The organism is Ruegeria sp. ABF4_144 (genome assembly GCF_056160045.1).
Window position 1 is genome coordinate 997779 of record NZ_JBSWWK010000001.1, and the last position, 19494, is coordinate 1017272.

Consider the following 19494-nt stretch of genomic DNA (forward strand, 5'->3'; position numbering starts at 1 on the left):
CATGGACTTGAACACGCTGTCCGTTCCCGGCGGATGTGCTACACCCTAGCGCACTCGAATCGATCCCCCGGAAAACGGAATACCCGGGGCGTGTTAAACGGCACCGTCGGAAGTGGAACTACCGCTGTGAAAAAAAACGCACAAAATGCGGCGCGTTTAAGCGTGGCTCCGATGATGGATTGGACAGATAAGAACTGTCGTTACCTACACAGACTGCTGAGCGGGCAGGCGTTGCTTTATACCGAAATGGTGACGGCTCCGGCGTTGGTGCGGGGTGGGGCGATGCATCTGTTGGATTATAACCCGCAAGAGCATCCGGTCGCGCTGCAACTGGGTGGCTCTGATCCGGAAGAGCTGGCACAAGCGGCGCGGTTCGGGGCGGATGCGGGTTATGATGAGATCAACCTGAACTGCGGTTGCCCCTCGGATCGGGTGCAATCGGGCACGTTTGGAGCGGTGTTGATGAAAGACCCGGGTCGGGTCGCGGAATGTGTCTCTGCCATGGGCGAAGCGGTGGATGTGGACGTGACCGTAAAATGCCGCATCGGCGTGGATGAACAGACCCCCGAAGAAGTGTTGCCCGCCTTTCTGGAACAAATCCGCGCAGCCGGATGCGAAAGGGTTGCGATCCACGCGCGAAAGGCGTGGTTGCAGGGGCTGAGCCCTAAAGAGAACCGCGATATTCCTCCCCTAGACTATGATCTGGTGCATCGGATGAAGGCTACGTTTCCGGATATGCACATATCGATCAACGGCGGCATTGCCTCGTTGGATGAGGCGCTTACGCATCTTGATGCCGGATTGGACGGTGTAATGATCGGGCGGGCGGCTTACCACCAGCCGACGGATATTCTGGCCGGGGCTGATCCGGTGATCTTCGGAACGGGGCAGGTGGCCGACCCGATTGAAGTTGTTCAAAAAATGGTGCCCTATGTGGAACGTCACCTTGCCGAAGGCGGGCGGTTGCACCAGATCACCCGTCATATGCTGGGCCTGTTTGCCGGGCGCCCCGGTGCGCGAGCGTGGCGGCGCGCCTTGTCCGAAGGTGCGGTGCACGAGGGTGCAGGCCCCGAGGTGATGCTACAGGCGCTGGAACGTGTGGCGCCTTTGGCCGAGGCTTGAACGAACGAAGATCGGTAAGGGGGAAAGATGCCCGAGACGATGTTGCTGGCCCAAATGCTGGGCCTTTTGCTTGTGATCGGGGCGCTGGCTGGTGTGCTGGCCGGATTACTGGGCGTTGGTGGAGGCATTGTACTGGTGCCCGCGTTTTTCTATGCATTCCAGACGCTTGGCTATGGCGGCCCGCAGTTGATGCAGCTGTGCCTGGCGACCTCTCTGGCCACGATCATCGTGACCTCATTGCGGTCTGTGATGGCGCACAACAAGAAGGGCGCAGTGGATTGGGATATCCTGCGCGGCTGGGGGCCGGGGATTGCCGTGGGAGCTATTGTCGGTGTGCTGGTCGCCTCGGCACTGCGGACCGAGGCGCTGCAGGCGCTGTTCGGCGTTCTGGGGATGGTGATTGGGGCCTATCTTGGGCTGGGTAAGTCCGAATGGCGGCTGGGCGATGCCATGCCCAAAGGGATCCGACGCGTGGTGCTGTCGCCGTCCGTAGGATTTCTGTCCGTCCTGATGGGGATCGGAGGCGGCAGTTTCGGTGTGCCTCTGATGAGCCTGTACAACACGCCCATTCACCGCGCCGTGGCCACCGCAGCCGGGTTCGGCGTCATTATTGCAGTGCCTTCGGTCTTGGGTTTTCTGTTTCTGGATATCGCGCCTGAACACCGCCCGCCGCTGACCATCGGCGCGGTCAATCTGGTTGCCTTTGCCATCGTTGTTGCCATGACGATGATCACCGCGCCTTGGGGGGTAAAGCTGGCCCATGCGATGGACCCCAAGCCGCTCAAGCGCGTCTTTGCGGTGTTCCTAACGCTTGTTGCCCTGAACATGCTGCGCAAGGCGCTGGGCTTGTGAGTGATTTTCACGAAAAGGGCTGGGTCAAGTTTCCCTATGATCCGGCGTTGGCGGAATGGGTAGGGCACGCGCTGCCCGCGGCACGGGCGTCGGTCACAGATCCGGCCCATGCAGAATGGTTGGATTGCGAAGGCACGTGGTTCATCGGAGTGGACGCCCTGGACAACGACCCACAAGGCCGGGTCGGGCAGTCAGGCGCGCTATCCGGGCAGGCCATGGATTTCGTTATCCGGCAGTACGGAGAGCTACCTTTGCACAAGGGACAGGTCTCAGTCATTTATCCGGGATATCCGCGTCCCAGGCGGGGTGAGGGCGAAAGCGCTTCGAGGTATCGGTTAAATCGGGATGCGGCGCATGTGGATGGGTTGCGGCCGATGGGGCCGGATCGGCGGCGACGGGTGGATGAGCCTCATGCCTGGATACTGGGCATCCCGCTGACAGAAGCCAGCGCGGATGCGGCCCCCATGGTACTGTGGGAAGGCAGCCATAAGATCCTGCGCGCTGCGTTCGAACGCGCGCTGGACGATCATCCCCGCGATGCGCTGCATCAGGTCGACATTACGGATATCTATCAGTCCGCCCGCCGCCAGGTGTTCGACACCTGTCCACGCATCGAACTATTCGCCAAACCGGGTGAGGCCTATCTTCTACATCGTCACTGCCTGCACGGCGTCGCACCATGGGGCGAGAGGGCCTCGGCGGGGCCGGATGGACGGATGATCGCTTATTTCCGCCCTGAATGCTCAGGGGGAGTAGCCGAATGGATCGAATCCGCCTAACGTCCTGTCCTTATTAAGGTTTGGAGGTTTTGCCAGATGATTACGATCCACAAGAATTCCGACGGTGCGCTGCTTGAGGTTGAGCTGTCAGGCGAGGTGACTAGCAGCGATTACAGCGACACACTGGTCCCCGCGATTGAGGCTGCACTGGCCGAACACGACACGGTGCGCCTGCTGGCCGTCGTTCAGCCCGAGTTCAAAGGTTACGATCTGGGCGCGGCTTGGGCAGACACCAAGCTGGGCCTCAGCCATTGGCGCGGATTCGACCGTATTGCTGTGGCCGCGGATCAGAGCTGGGTGCAGACTGGTATCCGACTGGCCTCACCGATCCTGCCATGCCCGGTTCAGGTTTTTGAATTGTCTGAATTGGAGGCCGCACGGCGTTGGATGCGGGAGTCTCTCGGCGCCATTCATGTGATCGATCTGGGCAGTCCCTGCGTTCAGATCAGCCTGCTGGGCAAGCTGGACCCCGAGGAATACGCGCGGGCCGAAGAGGATCTGGACAAATTGCTGGCAGGCAAAAACGGATTCCGACTTTTGGTTGATCTGCGGGAATTTGATGGTTGGCAGGGGCTTACGGCGCTAGCCTCGCATTTCCAACTGGTGCGCAAACACGTTGGAATGCTGAACCGTGCGGCGATCGTTGGGGACAAAACCTGGCAGCATATCGCACAGAAAGCAGCCAGCCATATACTAGGAACGCGCACCCAATTCTTTCCCTCAGAGGACTTCGAAAATGCCAAGGCATGGCTTGCAGCTGGTTGAAAACTGTAACCTTTCGAAAGTGACGTAACGTAACGAAAGGTAAAATTCTCGTTTTTCTTGACTGATTGGTCAAGCAATTTACACAGGTTGCATTCTTCCGCCGGACCACTGCGGGAGAATACATATTCTGAAGCGCGCCGCTGTGGACTGCCACTCACTCACAAAAAGTGTTCGAACTTGACCCCCTCGAAGTTCACACCAGCCTGCAGCGGCGCAGGTTCAGTTCAAGCCGTCTTTCGAGAAGTGGGTTAAGTTTTGTTCATCCGCGCGGAACGACCGCCGCGGCGCTTGGCCAGACGGGGCTTGCGCGAGGGCAGTTCGTCCATAATCTCTGCACGCTCGCTACTGTCCATTTTGGACCAGCGCGAGATCTCGTCGATTGTGCGGTAACAGCCGGTGCAGATGCGTTCGGTCGGGTGGACAACACAAATTTGGACGCACGGGCTTTCGACCTCGTTCCTTTTCCAAACCATGTTTGTCATCGGCATACTCCGTCCGTTACAGAAAGCGCAGCCTGTCCAGCGCTCCTTGCAGAATATAGCCAGCGGCAACGTGATCGATAACCTCTCCGCGACGTTTTCGTGTCGTATCCGCCTCCAATAGTGCCTTTTCGGCCGCAACTGTGCTGAGTCGTTCGTCCCAGAACCCGATCGAAACCTCGGTCAGGCGCGAAAGGTTTCGGGCAAAAGCACGGGTCGATTGGCAGCGGGGCCCTTCGGTTCCGTCCATATTTTTCGGCAGGCCGAGGATGATTCCGCCGATTTCACGGTCGGCGATGATCTCAAGCAAGCGGGCCGAGTCCAGTGTGAACTTCTTGCGCCGCACGGTTTCCAATGGGCTGGCGACACCACGCATCCGATCCGAGACCGCGACGCCGATGGTCTTTTCCCCCAGATCCAGCCCCATCAGCGCGGTCATGGGCGGAAGCGCGGCCGCGAAGTCTTCGAACGCGTCGTGGATCATTGGGCGACCCCGGCCTGACGGGCGGCAGCAGCCAGAATTTCCAGCGCGTCCGTGTTGCCAGCAAACACCGATTGGGATTCCTCATAGATGCCAGAGGCTCGTTCACTGTCGCCAACCACACCAAGAGCGGCGATCAGGCGGGCCCATTCCTCGGGCGAGCCGCCTTCGGTGGCCAGACGATCCGACAACTGGTTGATCATGCCAAGGATCATCTCTTGCCGTTCTTCCGGGGTCAGAGCGGCGGCGGCCTCCATGTCTTCCTGACTGGGGCCGGTATCAGCTGGGGCAGGGATGTCCGGAGCGTTGAACACACCCGCGCGGAAGGCCAGTTCGTCCAGTTGGGCACGTATGGCGTTCCCCCAAGGCGCACCGGCCGGGGCATCCCGCAGAGCATCGACCCAGATGCGGTACCCGATATCGGGGCGCCCGACCTGAACCATCATTTGTCCCAAATAATACTGTGCCGGGCCATGGCGTGGATCGCGTTGCAACGCTTGCTTCAAGGCCTCTTCCGCCTCGGGCGAGACATAGCCGCCTGCGGACAGGATCAGCATCTCGGCCAGATGCGAATAGGCGTCGGCGGGGGCTTCATCGCCCGAGAGCTCGATCACGCGTCGCTGTGCTTTGTAGGCGGCGGGGAAGTTGCCTGCGTTCGCCTCATGCTGGGCTAACAGGATGTGACCCTGCAGATCGTCCGGCCGTTCGGCGACAGTATCGCGCAACTGGCCGAGAAGATTGGCATAACTTTCGTCCAGCTGTGGTGTCTCGGTCGGTTGTGCGGCGGCTTCGGCTTCGGCTTGACTGGGGCGATCAGCGCGTAGCAATTCAGCCTGCGCTTTGCGCAACGACAGAGGCTGATCCGGTAGCCCGGCAGCCCCCATCTGGCGGTACATTTCAGCACCCCCACCAACTACGACCAGAGAGATGACGACAAAGGCAGCAGCGGTCGCCCACAACGGCGCCCCGGCCTGTTTGGCACCTGCCTGCACCTGCGCGTCGGCGGCCAGAATACGACGAGAGATTTCCGTACGTACGCGCTCGGCGTCGGCCTCGCCAATCACACCACGGGCCAGATCCTTATCAACACCGGCCAGCTGTTCGCGATAGACCCGCAGATCATAGGCGGCGGCGGGTTCGCGCGTTTTGCGCCCGCGCAGCAAGGAAAGACCCAGGATCAGCGCCGTCAGCAGCGCGGTTAGTATTGTCACGACCAGGAACGACATGGCTACTCCGATATGGCTGCCCTGACTTAGACCTCTCGGCAGGACGAAAAAAGGGGCAAATGGCCGCGCAACGACGTCATGTCGCAATAATCGAGCCGATGTCGCAATAGTTCGATATTGTGGCGTTGTGCGGCAGGGGTAAACTGTCCGCACACGGCATATCTGCGCCAATCACCGAACCGGATGGATTCGCTCATGAAACACTATTCAGCCTTTGCTGTGGCGCGGGAGGCCCTGCGCTATCACACCGGGTGGGAACGCGCGTGGCGCTCGCCCGAACCCAAGAAACGCTATGACGTCATCATCGTTGGCGCCGGCGGACATGGTCTGGCGACAGCCTACTACCTTGGCAAGAACTACGGCATTCAGAACGTCGCCGTTATCGAAAAGGGCTGGCTGGGCGGTGGAAACACCGGCCGGAACACGACCATCATCCGGTCGAATTACCTGCAGGATCCGTCGGCGGCGCTGTATGAAAAAGCGCGCAGCCTGTACGAGGACCTTAGTCAGGATCTGAACTATAACGTCATGTTCAGCCCGCGCGGCGTTATCATGCTGGCACAGACCCAGCATGAGATCCGCGGCTATCAGCGCACGGCGCATGCAAATGCGTTGCAGGGTGTCAAAACCGAGTGGATCACGCCCGAGCGCGTGAAAGAGCTGGTGCCGATCATCAACCTTGAAGGCCCGCGCTATCCGGTGCTGGGTGGTCTCTGGCAGGAACGCGGCGGCACCGCCCGTCACGACGCTGTGGCTTGGGGTTATGCGCGTGCGTGTTCGGCGATGGGCATGGATATTATCCAGCAGTGCGAAGTGACCGGCGTACGCTCGGACAACGGTCGCGTTGTGGGTGTGGACACCACCAAAGGTGCCATCGACTGCGACAAGCTGGGTATCGTTGTCGCGGGTCATTCCGGTCAGCTGGCCGAAATGGCAGGCTTCCGTTTGCCGCTTGAGGCCGTAGCCCTGCAGGCGCTGGTGTCCGAGCCGATCAAACCGTGTATGGACGTGGTCGTTATGGCCAACACCGTTCACGGCTACATGTCTCAGTCCGACAAGGGCGAGATGGTGATCGGTGGCGGTACCGACGGGTTCAACAACTACACCCAACGCGGTTCCTTCCACCATATCGAGGAAACGGTCCGCGCTCTGGTCGAGACCTTCCCGATGATCTCGCGCCTGAAGATGCTGCGCCAGTGGGGTGGTATCGTGGATATGACCGGCGACCGCTCGCCCATCCTGTCGAAAACACCGCTGCAGGGCTGCTTTATCAATGGTGGCTGGGGCACCGGTGGCTTCAAGGCGATCCCGGGGTCCGGTTGGGGCATGGCTCAGCTGATGGCGACAGGCCATTCACCGCTGACCGAAGCCTTTACAATCGACCGCTTCAAAGAGGGTCGCTTCATCGACGAAAGCGTCGCCGCCGGGGTGGCCCACTAAGGGCTCTGCCCAAGATGGCCCGCTAACAGAATTCAGGTCGGCCCTTGTGCCGACCGACCGCCAAAAAGGATGACCATATGCTGATCCTGAATTGCCCCTATTGCGGCGTCGATGCCGAAGAAACCGAACTGGCCGCTGGTGGCGAAGCGCATCTGAAGCGTTTCGGACCGGGCTCGTCGGATGACGATTTCCACGACTACCTGTTCATGCGTGAAAACCCCAAAGGTGTTCACTTTGAACGCTGGCGCCATGCGAATGGCTGCGGCAAGTGGTTCCACGCTGCCCGCTGCACGAGCACGCTTGAAGTATTCGGCACGTATTCTGCCCAAACCACCGAGCCGCCGCAAGAGATCAAGGACGCCATCACTGCCAAACGTCCGGGATGGACATGGAGAGAGTTCTCCTGATGCTCCGTCTTTTCAAGAATATTCCCGCCGGGGGCTTTGATGCCTCCACCTGCGAAAGGTCCGCAACATGAGCACCCGTCTCGCAAAACAGGGCCGGCTGATTAACCGGTCGAAACAGGTCACCTTTACCTTCAACGGCACCTCGATGCAGGGCTACGAAGGCGACACACTCGCCTCGGCCCTGTTAGCCAACGATCAGATGATGGTGGGCCGGTCGTTCAAGTATCACCGTCCGCGCGGCGTTGTCGCCAGCGGCGCGGAAGAGCCGAACGCTCTGGTCGGTCTGGGGCAGGGCAACCGGTTCGAGCCGAACCAGCGCACCACCACGACCGAGCTGTTCAACGGCCTTACCGCGATCTCACAGAACCACTGGCCGAACCTCGAATTCGACATCGGTGCCGTGAACACCGCGTTTGCGCGCTTCCTGCCGGCCGGTTTCTACTACAAGACGTTCATCCATCCGAAACCGTTCTGGAAACACGTCTACGAGCCGTTCATCCGTCAGTCTGCCGGTCTGGGCAAAGCGCCCGACAAGGACAGCCGTGACGCGGATACCTATGAGCACTTCTACCACTTCACCGATGTTTTGGTGATCGGCGGCGGTGTGGCTGGCCTGCAGGCTGCTAAAGCTGCTGCGCAATCCGGCGCTAAGGTCATGCTGATCGAACAGACCGCGCATTGGGGTGGTCGCGCTCCGGTTGACGGTGGCACCATCGATGGCGAGCCTGTGGATAAGTTCGTGGAACAATTGGTTTCCGAACTGGAAACAATGGACAACGTTACCCTGCGCACTCGCTGCATGGGTGCAGGCGTTTATGACCACGGCTATGTGCTGGGATACGAGCGTCTGACAGACCACACTCCGGGTGTGCAAGGCCCGCGTCACCGCCTGTGGCGCATTCGCGCGAAACAGGTCGTGACCGCGACCGGCGCGATCGAGCGTCCTCTGTCTTTCGCAGGCAACGATGTGCCCGGCGTAATGCTGGCCTCGGCCATGCGTGATTACGTGGTGAACTGGGGTGTAACTCCGGGTGAGCGCGTGATCGTGGCCACCAACAACGACGACGCCTATCGCACCGCGATCATCCTGAAGCAGGCCGGTCTGGACGTTCTGCGCATCGTCGACGCTCGGTCTGCCGCCGGTCCTCTGGCGGAAGAGGCACGTCAGCTTGGTATTCAAGTCGACCCGGGCAAAGCCATCGCCAAGGTCAAGGGTGGCAAGCGCGTCAAGAAGGTCGCGCTGTGCAATCAAGAAGGCATCGGTGGCGCTCGCGAGGAAGTTGAATGCGATGCGGTTGCCATGTCGGGCGGCTGGTCCCCGGTCGTGCACATGTGGTCGCACTGCGGCGGCAAGCTGATCTGGGATGAGGCGAACGCCCATTTCCGTCCGGATCCCGAACGTCCGCCGCTGGGCGCGAATGGCGAAGGCTTTGTGGTCGCCGCCGGTTCGGCCAATGGTCCGCTGGCGCTGGGTGACGTATTGGCCGATGCGCAGACCGCTGGTGAAGCCGCGGCCAACGGCGCGGGATTCACGCCAAAGACCGCTGAGGCTCCGAAAGGGGAAACAACAGTTGAAGCTCCGATGGAGCCGGTCTGGCTGATGCCTGCCAATGCCGAGATTAGCCTGCGCATGAAGTCTTGGCTGGACTTCCAGAACGACGTCAAAGTATCCGACGTCCAACTAGCCGCGCGCGAAGGCTATGAAAGTGTCGAGCACACCAAGCGTTACACCACGTTGGGTATGGCGACCGATCAAGGTAAGTTGAGCAATATCAATGGATTGGCGATCCTTGCTGATGCGTTGGATGCGGAGATTCCGAAGGTCGGCACCACCACATTCCGCCCGCCCTATACGCCCATTTCGCTGGCGTCGATCGGCGGTGAGGCACGTGGCGAGGTGTTCCAACCGATCCGCCAGACACCGATGCACAATTGGCACGACAAGAACGGCGCAGACTGGGAGCCGGTCGGCCACTGGCGCCGAACCTATGCCTATGTCCGTCCCGGTGAGTCCGTGCATGACGCCGTGAATCGTGAGGTAAAGAATACCCGCGAAAACCTCGGCCTGCTGGACGCATCGACGCTGGGCAAGCTGATCGTCAAAGGCCCGGATGCCGGTAAATTCCTGGACATGCTGTACACCAACATGATGTCCACGCTGAAGGTCGGAAAATGCCGCTATGGCCTGATGTGTTCGGAAAACGGTTTCCTGATCGACGACGGCGTTGTTGCCCGCATCGACGAGGATACCTGGCTGTGCCATACAACCACCGGCGGAGCAGAGCGCATCCATGGCCACATGGAAGAATGGCTGCAGACCGAGTGGTGGGACTGGAAAGTCTATGTTGCTAACGTGACCGAGCAATACGCTCAGGTCGCCGTGGTCGGCCCGAACGCCCGCAAGGTATTGGAGAAGCTGAACGCACAAGCGGGCGGCGGCATGGATCTTTCGAAAGAGGCGCTGCCCTTCATGGAATGGCGTGACGGCAAGATCGGTGAGTTCGACGCACGGGCCTACCGCATCTCGTTCTCGGGTGAGCTGTCCTATGAAATCGCGGTTCCTGCGTCTCAGGGGCAGGCGTTCTGGGACGCATTGATGGACGCAGGCAAAGAGTTCAGCGTGATGCCGTATGGCACCGAGTGTCTGCACATCCTGCGGGCCGAGAAGGGCTTTATCATGATCGGGGACGAGACCGACGGCACCGTGATCCCGCAGGATCTGGGGCTGCACTGGGCGCTCTCGAAAAAGAAAGAGGACTACCTCGGCAAACGTGCCCATTCGCGTACCCATATGGCCGATCCGGACCGCTGGAAACTGGTCGGGCTCGAGACTGTGGATGGATCGGTTCTGCCAGATGGCGCTTACGCTGTTAGCGGCGGCGTCAATGCCAACGGTCAGCGCAACATGATCGGGCGGGTGACCTCGACCTATTATTCGGCCAACCTGGGCAAAGGTATCGCCATGGGGCTGATCAAGCACGGTCCTGATCGCATGGGCGAGATCGTCGAGTTCCCGGGCACCGACGGTAAAATCTACAAAGCCAAGATCGTGGATCCGATCTTCTTCGACAAAGACGGGGAGAAGCAGAATGTCTGAACCCATCAGCGCACTGAACCACGCCAGCTATGAGGGCATCGCCAAGGTTGCGGAATGCGGCCTGCAAGGAATGATCACCTTGCGCGGTGACCTATCGGACAAAGCTCTGGCCAAGGCTGTCAAGGACGCAACCGGGCAAAACGTGCCCGGTCAGCGCGAAGCTCTGGTTAATCGGGATACCGGCGTCTGCTGGATGTCCACCGATGAGCTGCTGGTGCTGGTTCCCTACGCCGAAGTCGAGGCCAAGCTGGCCGCGATGAACAACGCCCTTAGCGGCACCCACGCGTTGGCCGTCAACGTCTCGGACGCGCGCGCCGTGTTCAGCATCTCGGGCGCAAGCGCGCGTGAGGTGATGGGCAAGGTGTCACCTGTTGATCTGTCGACCGAGGCGTTCCAGCCCGGCCAGATCCGTCGCTCGCGTCTGGCGCAGGTGGCGGGCGCGTTCTGGATGGACGATGCCGAAACCTTCCGCGTCGTGTGCTTCCGCTCGGCCGCGGACTACGCGTTCAAACTGCTGAAGGTTGCAGCACAACCGGGCAGTGAGGTTGGCGTTTACTAAGCCTGCGCAAAACCCAGATTAAAATTGGACCGCCCGTGCATACGGGCGGTTTTTTTGTGACCCAAATGTCCCAGATTGAGAGAAATTCTCTGAGGCCCGCCAGACACCTGTTATTCGGTGGCACCCCCCTACACTTTTGGTATGAGTTTCGCTGCCAAGACTTTCGTTTTGCGCGAAAACAAATCGCGATCCGGGCACCATAAGCCTGGGCAGGAATTGTAGGAGAAAGAAAGAAGTAATGAGTCGTTTTAAGGCGTTGACCCTTGTGTGGGCAGCTTTGTCGGCTTTTCCGGTAGTAGCCGTGGCGGAAAACTACAAGGAAAGCTTTGAATGCGAATTTGAACCCGGAATTGTGAACCGCCCAACACCAGAGCGTTTGGTGTTTTCCTTAGATGAATTCGGTCGCTCCGCCCTTTTGCATGATGTCGAGATACCGAAAATAACCACCGAACCCGGATCTGGACGGGTGGGAAGAGACACTCCGAAAGTGCTGTTTATTGCTTGGGTCGGTTCGAATTATGTCTACACGGAATCCGGGCGTACCTACGCAACAAACGAAAGCCGATACGATGCGATCGATCTGATCGACCTCGAGTTCTCGGTCATGCTGAACCGCAATACGATGAAAGCCATTGCGAAATCGCGCACGTTCGGCACGTACCTTCCCCGCGACGGCTTTGCAAATGGCCGCTGCAAAGCAATCTCAGCACCAAAGTAACTCTATAGGATCAAGTAAATGAAAGCGCTCTTTGCTGCACTTACGTTGGCTTGCGCTGCCGGAGCAGCCCACGCCGAAGTTCAAAATTTTGACTGCAAACTGCACAGCATGGAAGCCCGCGGATGGATTCCCGGCAGGGTACTGGTGAGCGTTGACGCAGACGCCAAACAGGCCCGTGTGTATGATGGTGCAATCCGGTCGTCCAATGAACTGGCGAACGTGCCGGATGAAACGCCTGCCAAAGCGAAGCTGAAGGTAACGCGTAAAGGTGAATACCGGATGTCCTGGCGCATTAATCTGATGGCTGCCAGTTCCGGACAGCTTCGTGTGGCCTACACGGCGACGATTGACCCCAAAACAAACGCTTTCAAAATGTCGGCCAGCTTTCCACAGGCCAACATCTTGAACCGTCCAAGCGGAGTTGGGTCCTGCGAAGTGGTTTCATCTCCGAACCTGTTTTGAAACTAAGACAAGCTTGCCGGAAACGCTGTTTTCGTCAGTTGGTAAACAAATAGGTTTGAAACCCGACTAGCGCTGTAGGTTCGGCCAAGTCGTCTACTTTTCTACCAGTTCCGTCACTTTGGTGGCAGGACTGGTAGAAGGACAACAAGTCCCAAATTTCTGCCATCCTGTCTTTGCGCTCGGTTTCGGGCAGAAGAGGCGCATGTGTTGAGAGAAGCAGCGCAGGTCGGTGTTTTTGTAAAAACGGTACAAGCGTTGGCAGCACAGTGTACTCTGCTCCCTCGATATCCATCTTGAACATTGACACGCGGGAAAGATCGTTTGCGGCCTCGAACTGATCCCACGCAATAGTCAGCGCATCGGACCCATGCTCGCCGTCATGTAGCAGGGAACTGGTGGAATCGCCCGGCTCTCCGCGAACCGAGGCCATGCGGGCAACGCCGAACTTATCCGACAGCGCCACCCCAAAGGCAGAGACATTGTGGATGCCGTTCAGGTCCAGATTCCAAGCCAAATGCCGGAAGGCGGTCGGGTCAGGTTCGAAACACCAGACATGACGGGCCTTGCGGGCACCATACAGGACCGTGGGGCCGATCCAGGCGCCGACGTCCAGGTAATCGCTGTCTGGCGATAGATATTTGTCCAGCACGGCGAATGTTTCCGGTTCCCACGCGCCATCAGAAGCTTTGCGCCAGAATTTCGAATGGTAAGGGTCCAGACGAAATGACTCTCCGTTCAGATTGCCCGCATAGTATCCGCGGGCGCGATAGAACATCTTGCGCGCCTGTGTCAGCATCCCCTGCCTCCGGGTTTTGTGATCTCTGCCCTTGACCTGCGGCGCTTGCCAAAGCATTTAACCCTTGGGAACCGCAACTTTTATTTTACAGGGGGCCGAGATGGCTTTTGAACTTCCTGATCTTCCTTATGCACATGACGCGCTGGCAGCCAAGGGTATGTCCGCGGAAACGCTGGAATATCACCACGACCTGCACCACAAGGCCTATGTTGACAACGGCAACAAGCTGATCGCCGGCACCGAGTGGGACGGCAAGTCGATGGAAGAGATCATCGTCGGCACCTATGACGCAAATGCCGTCGCGCAGAACGGCATCTTCAACAACATCAGCCAGCTGTGGAACCACAACCAGTTCTGGGAAATGATGGGCCCCGGCGGCAACGCCATGCCCGGTGAGCTGGAGAAAGCTCTGGTCGAGAGCTTCGGTTCGGTCGACGAATTCAAGTCGCAGTTCAGCGCCGCCGGTGCCGGTCAGTTCGGTTCGGGCTGGGCATGGCTGGTCAAGAACGCAGACGGTTCGCTTGCTGTAACCAAGACCGAAAACGGCGTGAACCCGCTGTGCTTCAACCAGACCGCACTGCTGGGTTGTGACGTGTGGGAGCACTCGTACTACATCGATTTCCGCAACAAGCGTCCGGCATACCTGTCGAACTTCCTCGAGAATCTGGTGAACTGGGAAAACGTTGCATCGCGGATGTAATCTTTAACCCGATCAGGGTTGAACAAGGGCCTGCTGGCGGAGACGCTGGCAGGCCTTTTTTTTGTTGCCGGGCACGGCTGTGTCTAATCGCGGGTCGAAACCGCGGAACTGTGTGCCGGCCTGACAGGTGAAAACCCGCCTATGAAAAAAGTTTCATACTGAGACGGGATTGTACCCCGCCCGACAATGCTTACCTAAGGTGAGGCGGAGGGAGAGACCGCCAATCAACTGAAACACAATCAGGCAACGCACTGGATCACTCTGGTCGCGTAACGGGAGATTTTTGCCTGATTAACGAGGGCTGGCCTTAACAGCCATTAAAAAGGAGAGCACGATGGTCGCACTTGAACAGGGAACCTGGGTTGTCATTGCCGATGGGGAAAAGGCGCTGTTTGTCGAAAACATCACCGACGCCGAAGACCCCAATCTGGTCGTCGTCTCGGTTGAGGAGCAGGATGCCTCCGCAGGCCCGACCGACCGGGCAGGGCGACGGTTCGATGGTGGGCCAAACCAGAAATCTGCGGTTGAAGAGCCGAACTGGAAAACCCATGCGAAATCCCTTTTTGTTCAGGATGTTGCCAATCTGCTGAACCGCAAGGGTCTGAAGGGTGCGTTTAACCGTTTGGTTCTGGTCGCTAGCCCGCATGTTCTGGGCCTGCTGCGACGCCGCCTGCACAGCGAGGTGCTGGCCAAGGTTGTAGCAGAGGTCGACAAGACTCTGACCAACCACCCCATTCACAAGGTTGAAAAGCTGCTGACCAGCCGCCTGAGCCCGGCCACTTAAGCGATGTCCCCAAAACGGGCGGTCAAGAACCGCCCGTCCCCACGTCAGGTCAGGACATCGCGCAGGGCGGACATTGCGTCTGCCGGGTCATTGACCCATGTGATGAAATCCGCCAGCGAACCGTCGGCGAACCCCTGACCGATGACTTGCTGCAACAGATCGTGCAGTGCGTCCCAGTAGCCGTCCACATTCACCACCAGTATGGGTTTGTCGTGCAGGCCCAGCTGACGCCATGTCAGGGCCTCGAACAGCTCGTCCAATGATCCCGGGCCGCCGGGCAGGACGACCACTGCATCCGCATTCATGATCATGACCTTTTTGCGCTCGTGCATCGTTTCGGTGATTACGAAACGGGTCAGGTCGGTCTTGCCGACCTCGCGCTGCAAAAGATGAACCGGGATCACGCCGAACGTGTCGCCCCCTGCGGACTGGGCGGCGCGTGCGACTTCGCCCATCAGGCCCACATCACCGGCGCCGTAAACCAGACGCCAGCCTTCCTGCGCCAGCAGGGTGCCAAATGCTTTGGCGGCGTCGGAATAGGCGGAATTAGCGCCATTGCGTGACCCGCAATACACACAAACAGATTTCTGAGTCATCGTGAACGCTCTCCGGGGTTGTGCCTGAGGTTTTGACCCCTGATAGCGGGATTGATAGATTGGCTCAACCGTCAGGCAGAATGTGTTATAGTCAAAGCACTTGCGCTGCGGAGTGAAAGGAAAAACATGAACGCCGAGTCGGGAGAGACAAGCTCTGGTACCGTCGTCTGGGGGGTGATCGCCGGGATCGTGGTTGTTGTCGGAGCAGGCGGGTTGCTGTTGTCCCGTATGGGTGCAGACGCACCCGAAGAACCTGCGCCGCAAGTTGAGGTAGCAGCTCAAAGCACCGAAGACAGCACCCCGGACGAGCCTGCCGCTCAAGCGCCCGAGGCCGAAGCGCCCACCGAAGCGGCTGAAGACACGGCAGAGGCACCGGCGCCTGTCAGCCCCTCTCTGGACCAGATATTTGTCGAACCGGACGGGAATGCAGTTCTGTCCGGCACGGCCGAGCCCGGCGCTGAGGTGAACGTGCTGCTGGATGGTGAACAGGTACACAGTTTCACGGTCGATTCCACCGGCCAGTTTGCCGAATTCCTGTCGATCCCGTTTGCTGACAACGCGCGCGGCCTGACACTGCAAACGCAGGGCGATGAGCCGGTGCGCTCGGATGACTATGTCATCGCCGCCCTGCCAGAGCCGGAACCGGTGGACGAGCCGAAGGCGCCCGCTGAAACGGCAGACAACGCCGCCGCCGAGACGGAGACTACGGAACCCGAAGACGTGGCAGTCGCCGATACGGCTGACGTGTCCGAACCGACCGAAACAGCTGATGCGCCCGCGTCAGAGGGTGAAACGGAGCAGGTGGCAGACGCGGCGAGCGATGACGCTCAGGGCCAGGGTGTTGCCATCCTGCGGTCGGGTGAAGACGGTGTCGAGTTGGTGCAGGCACCAACAACGCAAACGCAGGCGCCGGATCAGGTCGCTCTGGACACGATCGGTTATTCCGATGCCGGCGATGTCGAATTGACGGGGCGGGTGCCGGATGGATCGGTTGTGCGCCTGTATCTGGATAATCGGCTTGTGGATGACCTGACCCCCACCGAAGACGGCAAATGGCGCAGTGAGTTGGATGATGTCGAGCCCGGCGTTTACACCCTGCGCGTGGATGAGGTCGGCGCGGATGGCACAGTGTTCAGTCGCCTTGAAACCCCGTTCAAACGCGAGTCGCAGGAGGTCCTGCGCGCGGCTGAGGCGACGAACGAGCCAGAGCTTGATCCCGACACGCCTCCGATCCGATCCGTGACGGTGCAGGAGGGCGATACGCTTTGGGCCATTTCACGCGAACGGTTCGGGGATGGTGTATTGTACGTCAGGCTGTTTGAAGCCAACCGAGAGGCGATCCGCGATCCTGACCTGATTTACCCCGGTCAGATTTTCACGATCCCTGAATAGACTTTTGCCTCTGGCCCTTTGCGGGGCAGGGGCTATCTCTGACCGCAGATCAGGTACGTGATGAGACGAACAGCCCCGATGCATTCCGACGATATGCCCAAAACTGACGAGCGCCAGTCCGGCTGGCGCACGATCCGCAAGGTTGCACCGTACCTCTGGCCCGAGGATGAGCCATGGGTCAAACGCCGCGTGGTCATCGCTATGGCAATGCTGGTGCTGGCCAAGCTGATCGCGGTCTGCACGCCGATCCTGTATAAAGGCGCTGTCGATGCTCTGGCCGGTGAGGGTGTCCCACCGCTGGCGCTCGGGGCCGTGGGGCTGACCGTCGCCTATGGTGTGGCGCGGATGATGACCGTTGGGTTTCAGCAGTTGCGCGATGCGGCCTTTGCGCCGGTTGGGCAGCGCGCCTTGCGGGCGTTGGCGCTTGAGACGTTTCAGCACATTCATCAGCTTTCGATGCGTTACCACGTAACGCGCCGCACCGGGGGCCTCAGCCGGATCATTGAGCGCGGCGTCAAAGGTGTTGAGTTCCTGCTGCGCTTCTTGCTCTTCTCAATCGGGCCGCTGATCCTGGAGCTTCTGCTAGTAGCGATCATCCTGATGTGGTTGTTCGATGTTTGGTATCTGGTCGTGGTGGCGGTGACTATTGGCTTCTACATCTGGTTCACCTTCGCTGTCACCGAATGGCGCGTAAAACTGCGGCGGGAAATGAACGATCAGGATACCGAGGCCAATCAGCGCGCCATCGACAGTCTCCTGAACTTCGAAACAGTCAAGTATTTCAACGCGGAACAGCGCGAAGCTGAACGCTATGACGTATCGATGAAGGCCTATGCGGGTGCAGCGCTGAAAACGGCATACTCGCTGGCCTTCCTGAATTTCGGTCAGTCTTTCCTGATTACCAGTGGGTTGATCGGGGTGATGGTACTGGCGGCTATTGGCGTTCAGAGCGGTTCGCTGACGGTGGGCGATTTCGTCATGGTCAACGCTTACATGATCCAAATCACCGTGCCGCTGAACTTTCTGGGCACAGTCTACCGCGAAATCCGCCAGTCGCTGGTCGACATGGGGCAGATGTTCGACCTGCTGGAACAACCCGCCGAGGTCACCGACAAACCCGACGCGCCGGACCTTCTGGTCAATGGCGGAGAAGTCACGCTGGAGAATGTTCATTTTGGCTATGACGCAGATCGGGAAATCCTGAAGGGTATCTCGCTGATCGTTCCGGCCGGTCAGACCGTGGCAATTGTTGGGGCGACAGGCTCGGGCAAATCCACCATCGGGCGGCTGCTGTTTCGGTTCTATGACGTAACCGGCGGGGCGCTGAAGATTGACGGGCAGGACGTGCGTGACGTGACGCAGAACAGCCTGCATTCGGCCATCGGTGTGGTGCCGCAGGACACGGTGCTGTTCAACGACACCATTCGCTATAACATCGCTTATGGTCGCGACGGTGCCTCGCAGGACGAGGTCGAAGCCGCAGCCAAAGCCGCTCAGATCCACGATTTCATCGTCACGCTGCCCGAAGGGTATGACACCAAGGTCGGTGAGCGTGGGCTAAAACTGTCGGGTGGTGAAAAGCAGCGAGTCGGCATTGCCCGAACTTTGCTCAAGAACCCGCCGATCCTGTTGCTGGACGAGGCAACCTCGGCGCTGGACACTGATACCGAGCAAGACATCAAGGACGCGTTGGCCCGGGCCGGGGAAGGGCGCACCGTGCTGACAATCGCGCACCGGCTCAGTACCATTGCCGAGGCTGATCGCATCGTTGTGCTTGAACAGGGTGAAATCCTTGAGCAAGGCACCCATGACGAGCTGCTGCAACACGAGGGCCGATATGCGCAGTTGTGGAGCCGCCAGCAATCGGACTCACAGGCAGCGTGACATGCGCTGCGCGCGGATGTGTTATGCTAACCGGATTGTAGAGGAGGTGGTGTGATGCGAAATTTCGTTCGACAAGCAGCTGTTGTGGCCGCATTCGCCCTTGTAACGCCCGTCCTTGCGGCGGCTGATCCCATCGTAGGTGTCTGGAAAACGGAACCCGACCGCAAGAACCTGATCTCGCATATCAAGATATCCGCCTGCGGCGACAAGTTCTGCGGTCAGATTCAATCGGCTTATGACGCGTCCGGCAAAGAGGTGCAGACCCCGAATATCGGCAAGAAACTGTTCTGGGATGTTTCCTCCGAAGGGGGCGGCAAATACGGCGGAGGGGATTTCTGGATTCCCATGGTCAATGTGGACGTTGCGCCGCAAATGACCCTTAGCGGAGACACCCTGACAGTGCGGGGTTGCGAGCATGTGGTCTGCGGCCACCAGACATGGACTCGATTACCCAAGTAAAGCGGCTTGTTGAAGTGACGCTGTTGCTGGAATGTTAATTCTGCCGGTGCTCAGCTTGGTCGTGGACGATTGTCGTTTGATCAATGGCGTCTGGCCGTTATGACCGAGGTACCAACCGCTTCGTGTTGGAAAACAAACCAGGGAAACACCTAATGAAGAAATTGTTTGCTGCGCCGTTGGTTCTGGCGTCGCTTTTTGCATCGTCTGCATCTGCCGAAGATCTTGTATTTCTGCTGGCCAATGAAAGCAGCGCCGATCTGGTCGAATTCAACGTCTCTCCAAGCTCGTCGGATAATTGGGAAGCGAACTTGCTTGGCGGTGACTACATCGCGCCTGGATACGAGGCGGATGTGCTGATTGCTGACGGTCTGAACACCTGCGTTTACGACATTCGTGGTGCGTTTTCGGATGGTTCCTATGCCGAAGACTTCGGCTTGGATCTATGCGATTTGGGCGAATACGTTTTCACCGACTAAGACGGTTCAACGTGAAAATG

Annotated in this window: 21 protein-coding genes; 16 read left to right on the forward strand and 5 right to left on the reverse strand. The window is 59.1% G+C overall.

Annotation, left to right across the window (positions count from 1 at the left end; all coding sequences use genetic code 11):
* Positions 1–126: 126 nt before the first annotated feature.
* The 4 genes from dusA to ACXAGD_RS05185 are packed head-to-tail and all read left to right on the forward strand — an operon-like array spanning position 127 to position 3518.
* Positions 127–1122, forward strand: coding sequence for a tRNA dihydrouridine(20/20a) synthase DusA (gene dusA, locus ACXAGD_RS05170; protein ID WP_475208891.1), 996 nt, complete (start codon positions 127–129; stop codon positions 1120–1122).
* A 27-nt stretch (positions 1123–1149) separates the two neighbouring features.
* Complete coding sequence (locus tag ACXAGD_RS05175) at positions 1150–1974, forward strand: sulfite exporter TauE/SafE family protein (protein WP_475208893.1); 825 nt, start codon at positions 1150–1152, stop codon at positions 1972–1974.
* On the forward strand, positions 1971–2753 hold the full coding sequence (locus ACXAGD_RS05180; RefSeq protein WP_475208894.1) for a hypothetical protein: 783 nt from the start codon (positions 1971–1973) through the stop codon (positions 2751–2753). Before ACXAGD_RS05175 ends, ACXAGD_RS05180 begins: the two co-directional genes overlap by 4 nt.
* 36 nt (positions 2754–2789) lie before the next feature.
* The gene (locus ACXAGD_RS05185; protein ID WP_475208897.1) at positions 2790–3518 is read left to right on the forward strand and encodes a SpoIIAA family protein; all 729 of its coding nucleotides are present in this window, start codon (positions 2790–2792) and stop codon (positions 3516–3518) included.
* Positions 3519–3766: 248 nt separating this feature from the next.
* Here ACXAGD_RS05185 and ACXAGD_RS05190 read toward each other — a convergent pair whose 3' ends face one another.
* Genes ACXAGD_RS05190 through ccmI form a run of 3 tightly spaced genes read right to left on the reverse strand, consistent with a single transcriptional unit; the run spans position 3767 to position 5704 of the window.
* The gene (locus tag ACXAGD_RS05190; RefSeq protein WP_475208898.1) at positions 3767–4000 is read right to left on the reverse strand and encodes a DUF1289 domain-containing protein; all 234 of its coding nucleotides are present in this window, start codon (positions 3998–4000) and stop codon (positions 3767–3769) included.
* A 16-nt stretch (positions 4001–4016) separates the two neighbouring features.
* Complete coding sequence (ruvX, locus tag ACXAGD_RS05195) at positions 4017–4481, reverse strand: Holliday junction resolvase RuvX (RefSeq protein WP_475208899.1); 465 nt, start codon at positions 4479–4481, stop codon at positions 4017–4019.
* Entirely contained in the window at positions 4478–5704 is a 1227-nt protein-coding gene (gene ccmI, locus ACXAGD_RS05200; protein ID WP_475208900.1) for a c-type cytochrome biogenesis protein CcmI, read from the reverse strand. Before ccmI ends, ruvX begins: the two co-directional genes overlap by 4 nt.
* A gap of 195 nt (positions 5705–5899) precedes the next feature.
* On the opposite strand from ccmI, the gene ACXAGD_RS05205 reads away from it, so the two are divergent.
* From ACXAGD_RS05205 to ACXAGD_RS05230, 6 genes are all read left to right on the forward strand, one after another.
* A complete protein-coding gene (locus ACXAGD_RS05205; protein ID WP_475208901.1) occupies positions 5900–7144 on the forward strand; it encodes a sarcosine oxidase subunit beta family protein in 1245 nt (414 codons plus the stop codon).
* Positions 7145–7221: 77 nt separating this feature from the next.
* A complete protein-coding gene (locus tag ACXAGD_RS05210) occupies positions 7222–7551 on the forward strand; it encodes a sarcosine oxidase subunit delta (RefSeq protein WP_475208902.1) in 330 nt (109 codons plus the stop codon).
* A 67-nt stretch (positions 7552–7618) separates the two neighbouring features.
* On the forward strand, positions 7619–10648 hold the full coding sequence (locus ACXAGD_RS05215; RefSeq protein ID WP_475208903.1) for a sarcosine oxidase subunit alpha family protein: 3030 nt from the start codon (positions 7619–7621) through the stop codon (positions 10646–10648).
* Positions 10641–11207 carry a sarcosine oxidase subunit gamma gene (locus ACXAGD_RS05220; protein ID WP_475208905.1) on the forward strand — a complete coding sequence of 189 codons (567 nt, stop codon included), beginning with the start codon at positions 10641–10643 and terminating at the stop codon, positions 11205–11207. The genes ACXAGD_RS05215 and ACXAGD_RS05220 overlap by 8 nt, the downstream gene beginning before the upstream one ends.
* Before the next feature lie 301 nt (positions 11208–11508).
* On the forward strand, positions 11509–11925 hold the full coding sequence (locus ACXAGD_RS05225) for a hypothetical protein (RefSeq protein WP_475208907.1): 417 nt from the start codon (positions 11509–11511) through the stop codon (positions 11923–11925).
* An 18-nt stretch (positions 11926–11943) separates the two neighbouring features.
* Entirely contained in the window at positions 11944–12387 is a 444-nt protein-coding gene (locus ACXAGD_RS05230) for a hypothetical protein (protein WP_475208908.1), read from the forward strand.
* A 34-nt stretch (positions 12388–12421) separates the two neighbouring features.
* Here the strand turns inward: ACXAGD_RS05230 and ACXAGD_RS05235 are convergent, their stop codons facing one another.
* Positions 12422–13183 carry an FkbM family methyltransferase gene (locus ACXAGD_RS05235; protein WP_475208909.1) on the reverse strand — a complete coding sequence of 254 codons (762 nt, stop codon included), beginning with the start codon at positions 13181–13183 and terminating at the stop codon, positions 12422–12424.
* Between the two features lie 100 nt (positions 13184–13283).
* Between ACXAGD_RS05235 and ACXAGD_RS05240 the strand changes: the two genes are divergently transcribed.
* Entirely contained in the window at positions 13284–13883 is a 600-nt protein-coding gene (locus ACXAGD_RS05240; protein WP_475208910.1) for a superoxide dismutase, read from the forward strand.
* Positions 13884–14217: 334 nt separating this feature from the next.
* Positions 14218–14667, forward strand: a complete 450-nt coding sequence (locus ACXAGD_RS05245) for a host attachment family protein (protein WP_475208911.1) — start codon at positions 14218–14220, stop codon at positions 14665–14667.
* 44 nt (positions 14668–14711) lie between these two features.
* On the opposite strand, the gene ACXAGD_RS05250 is transcribed toward ACXAGD_RS05245, so the two are convergent.
* A complete protein-coding gene (locus tag ACXAGD_RS05250; RefSeq protein ID WP_475208912.1) occupies positions 14712–15263 on the reverse strand; it encodes an LOG family protein in 552 nt (183 codons plus the stop codon).
* Positions 15264–15389: 126 nt separating this feature from the next.
* Between ACXAGD_RS05250 and ACXAGD_RS05255 the strand changes: the two genes are divergently transcribed.
* The 4 genes from ACXAGD_RS05255 (at position 15390) to ACXAGD_RS05270 (ending at position 19474) form a co-directional block, all read left to right on the forward strand.
* Positions 15390–16655 (forward strand): LysM peptidoglycan-binding domain-containing protein, encoded by a 1266-nt coding sequence (locus tag ACXAGD_RS05255; RefSeq protein ID WP_475208913.1) that lies wholly within the window; start codon positions 15390–15392, stop codon positions 16653–16655.
* Between the two features lie 78 nt (positions 16656–16733).
* Positions 16734–18539, forward strand: a complete 1806-nt coding sequence (locus ACXAGD_RS05260; protein WP_475212501.1) for an ABCB family ABC transporter ATP-binding protein/permease — start codon at positions 16734–16736, stop codon at positions 18537–18539.
* A 54-nt stretch (positions 18540–18593) separates the two neighbouring features.
* On the forward strand, positions 18594–18998 hold the full coding sequence (locus tag ACXAGD_RS05265) for a DUF2147 domain-containing protein (protein WP_475208914.1): 405 nt from the start codon (positions 18594–18596) through the stop codon (positions 18996–18998).
* Positions 18999–19150: 152 nt separating this feature from the next.
* A complete protein-coding gene (locus tag ACXAGD_RS05270) occupies positions 19151–19474 on the forward strand; it encodes a hypothetical protein (RefSeq protein ID WP_475208915.1) in 324 nt (107 codons plus the stop codon).
* Positions 19475–19494: the final 20 nt, after the last annotated feature.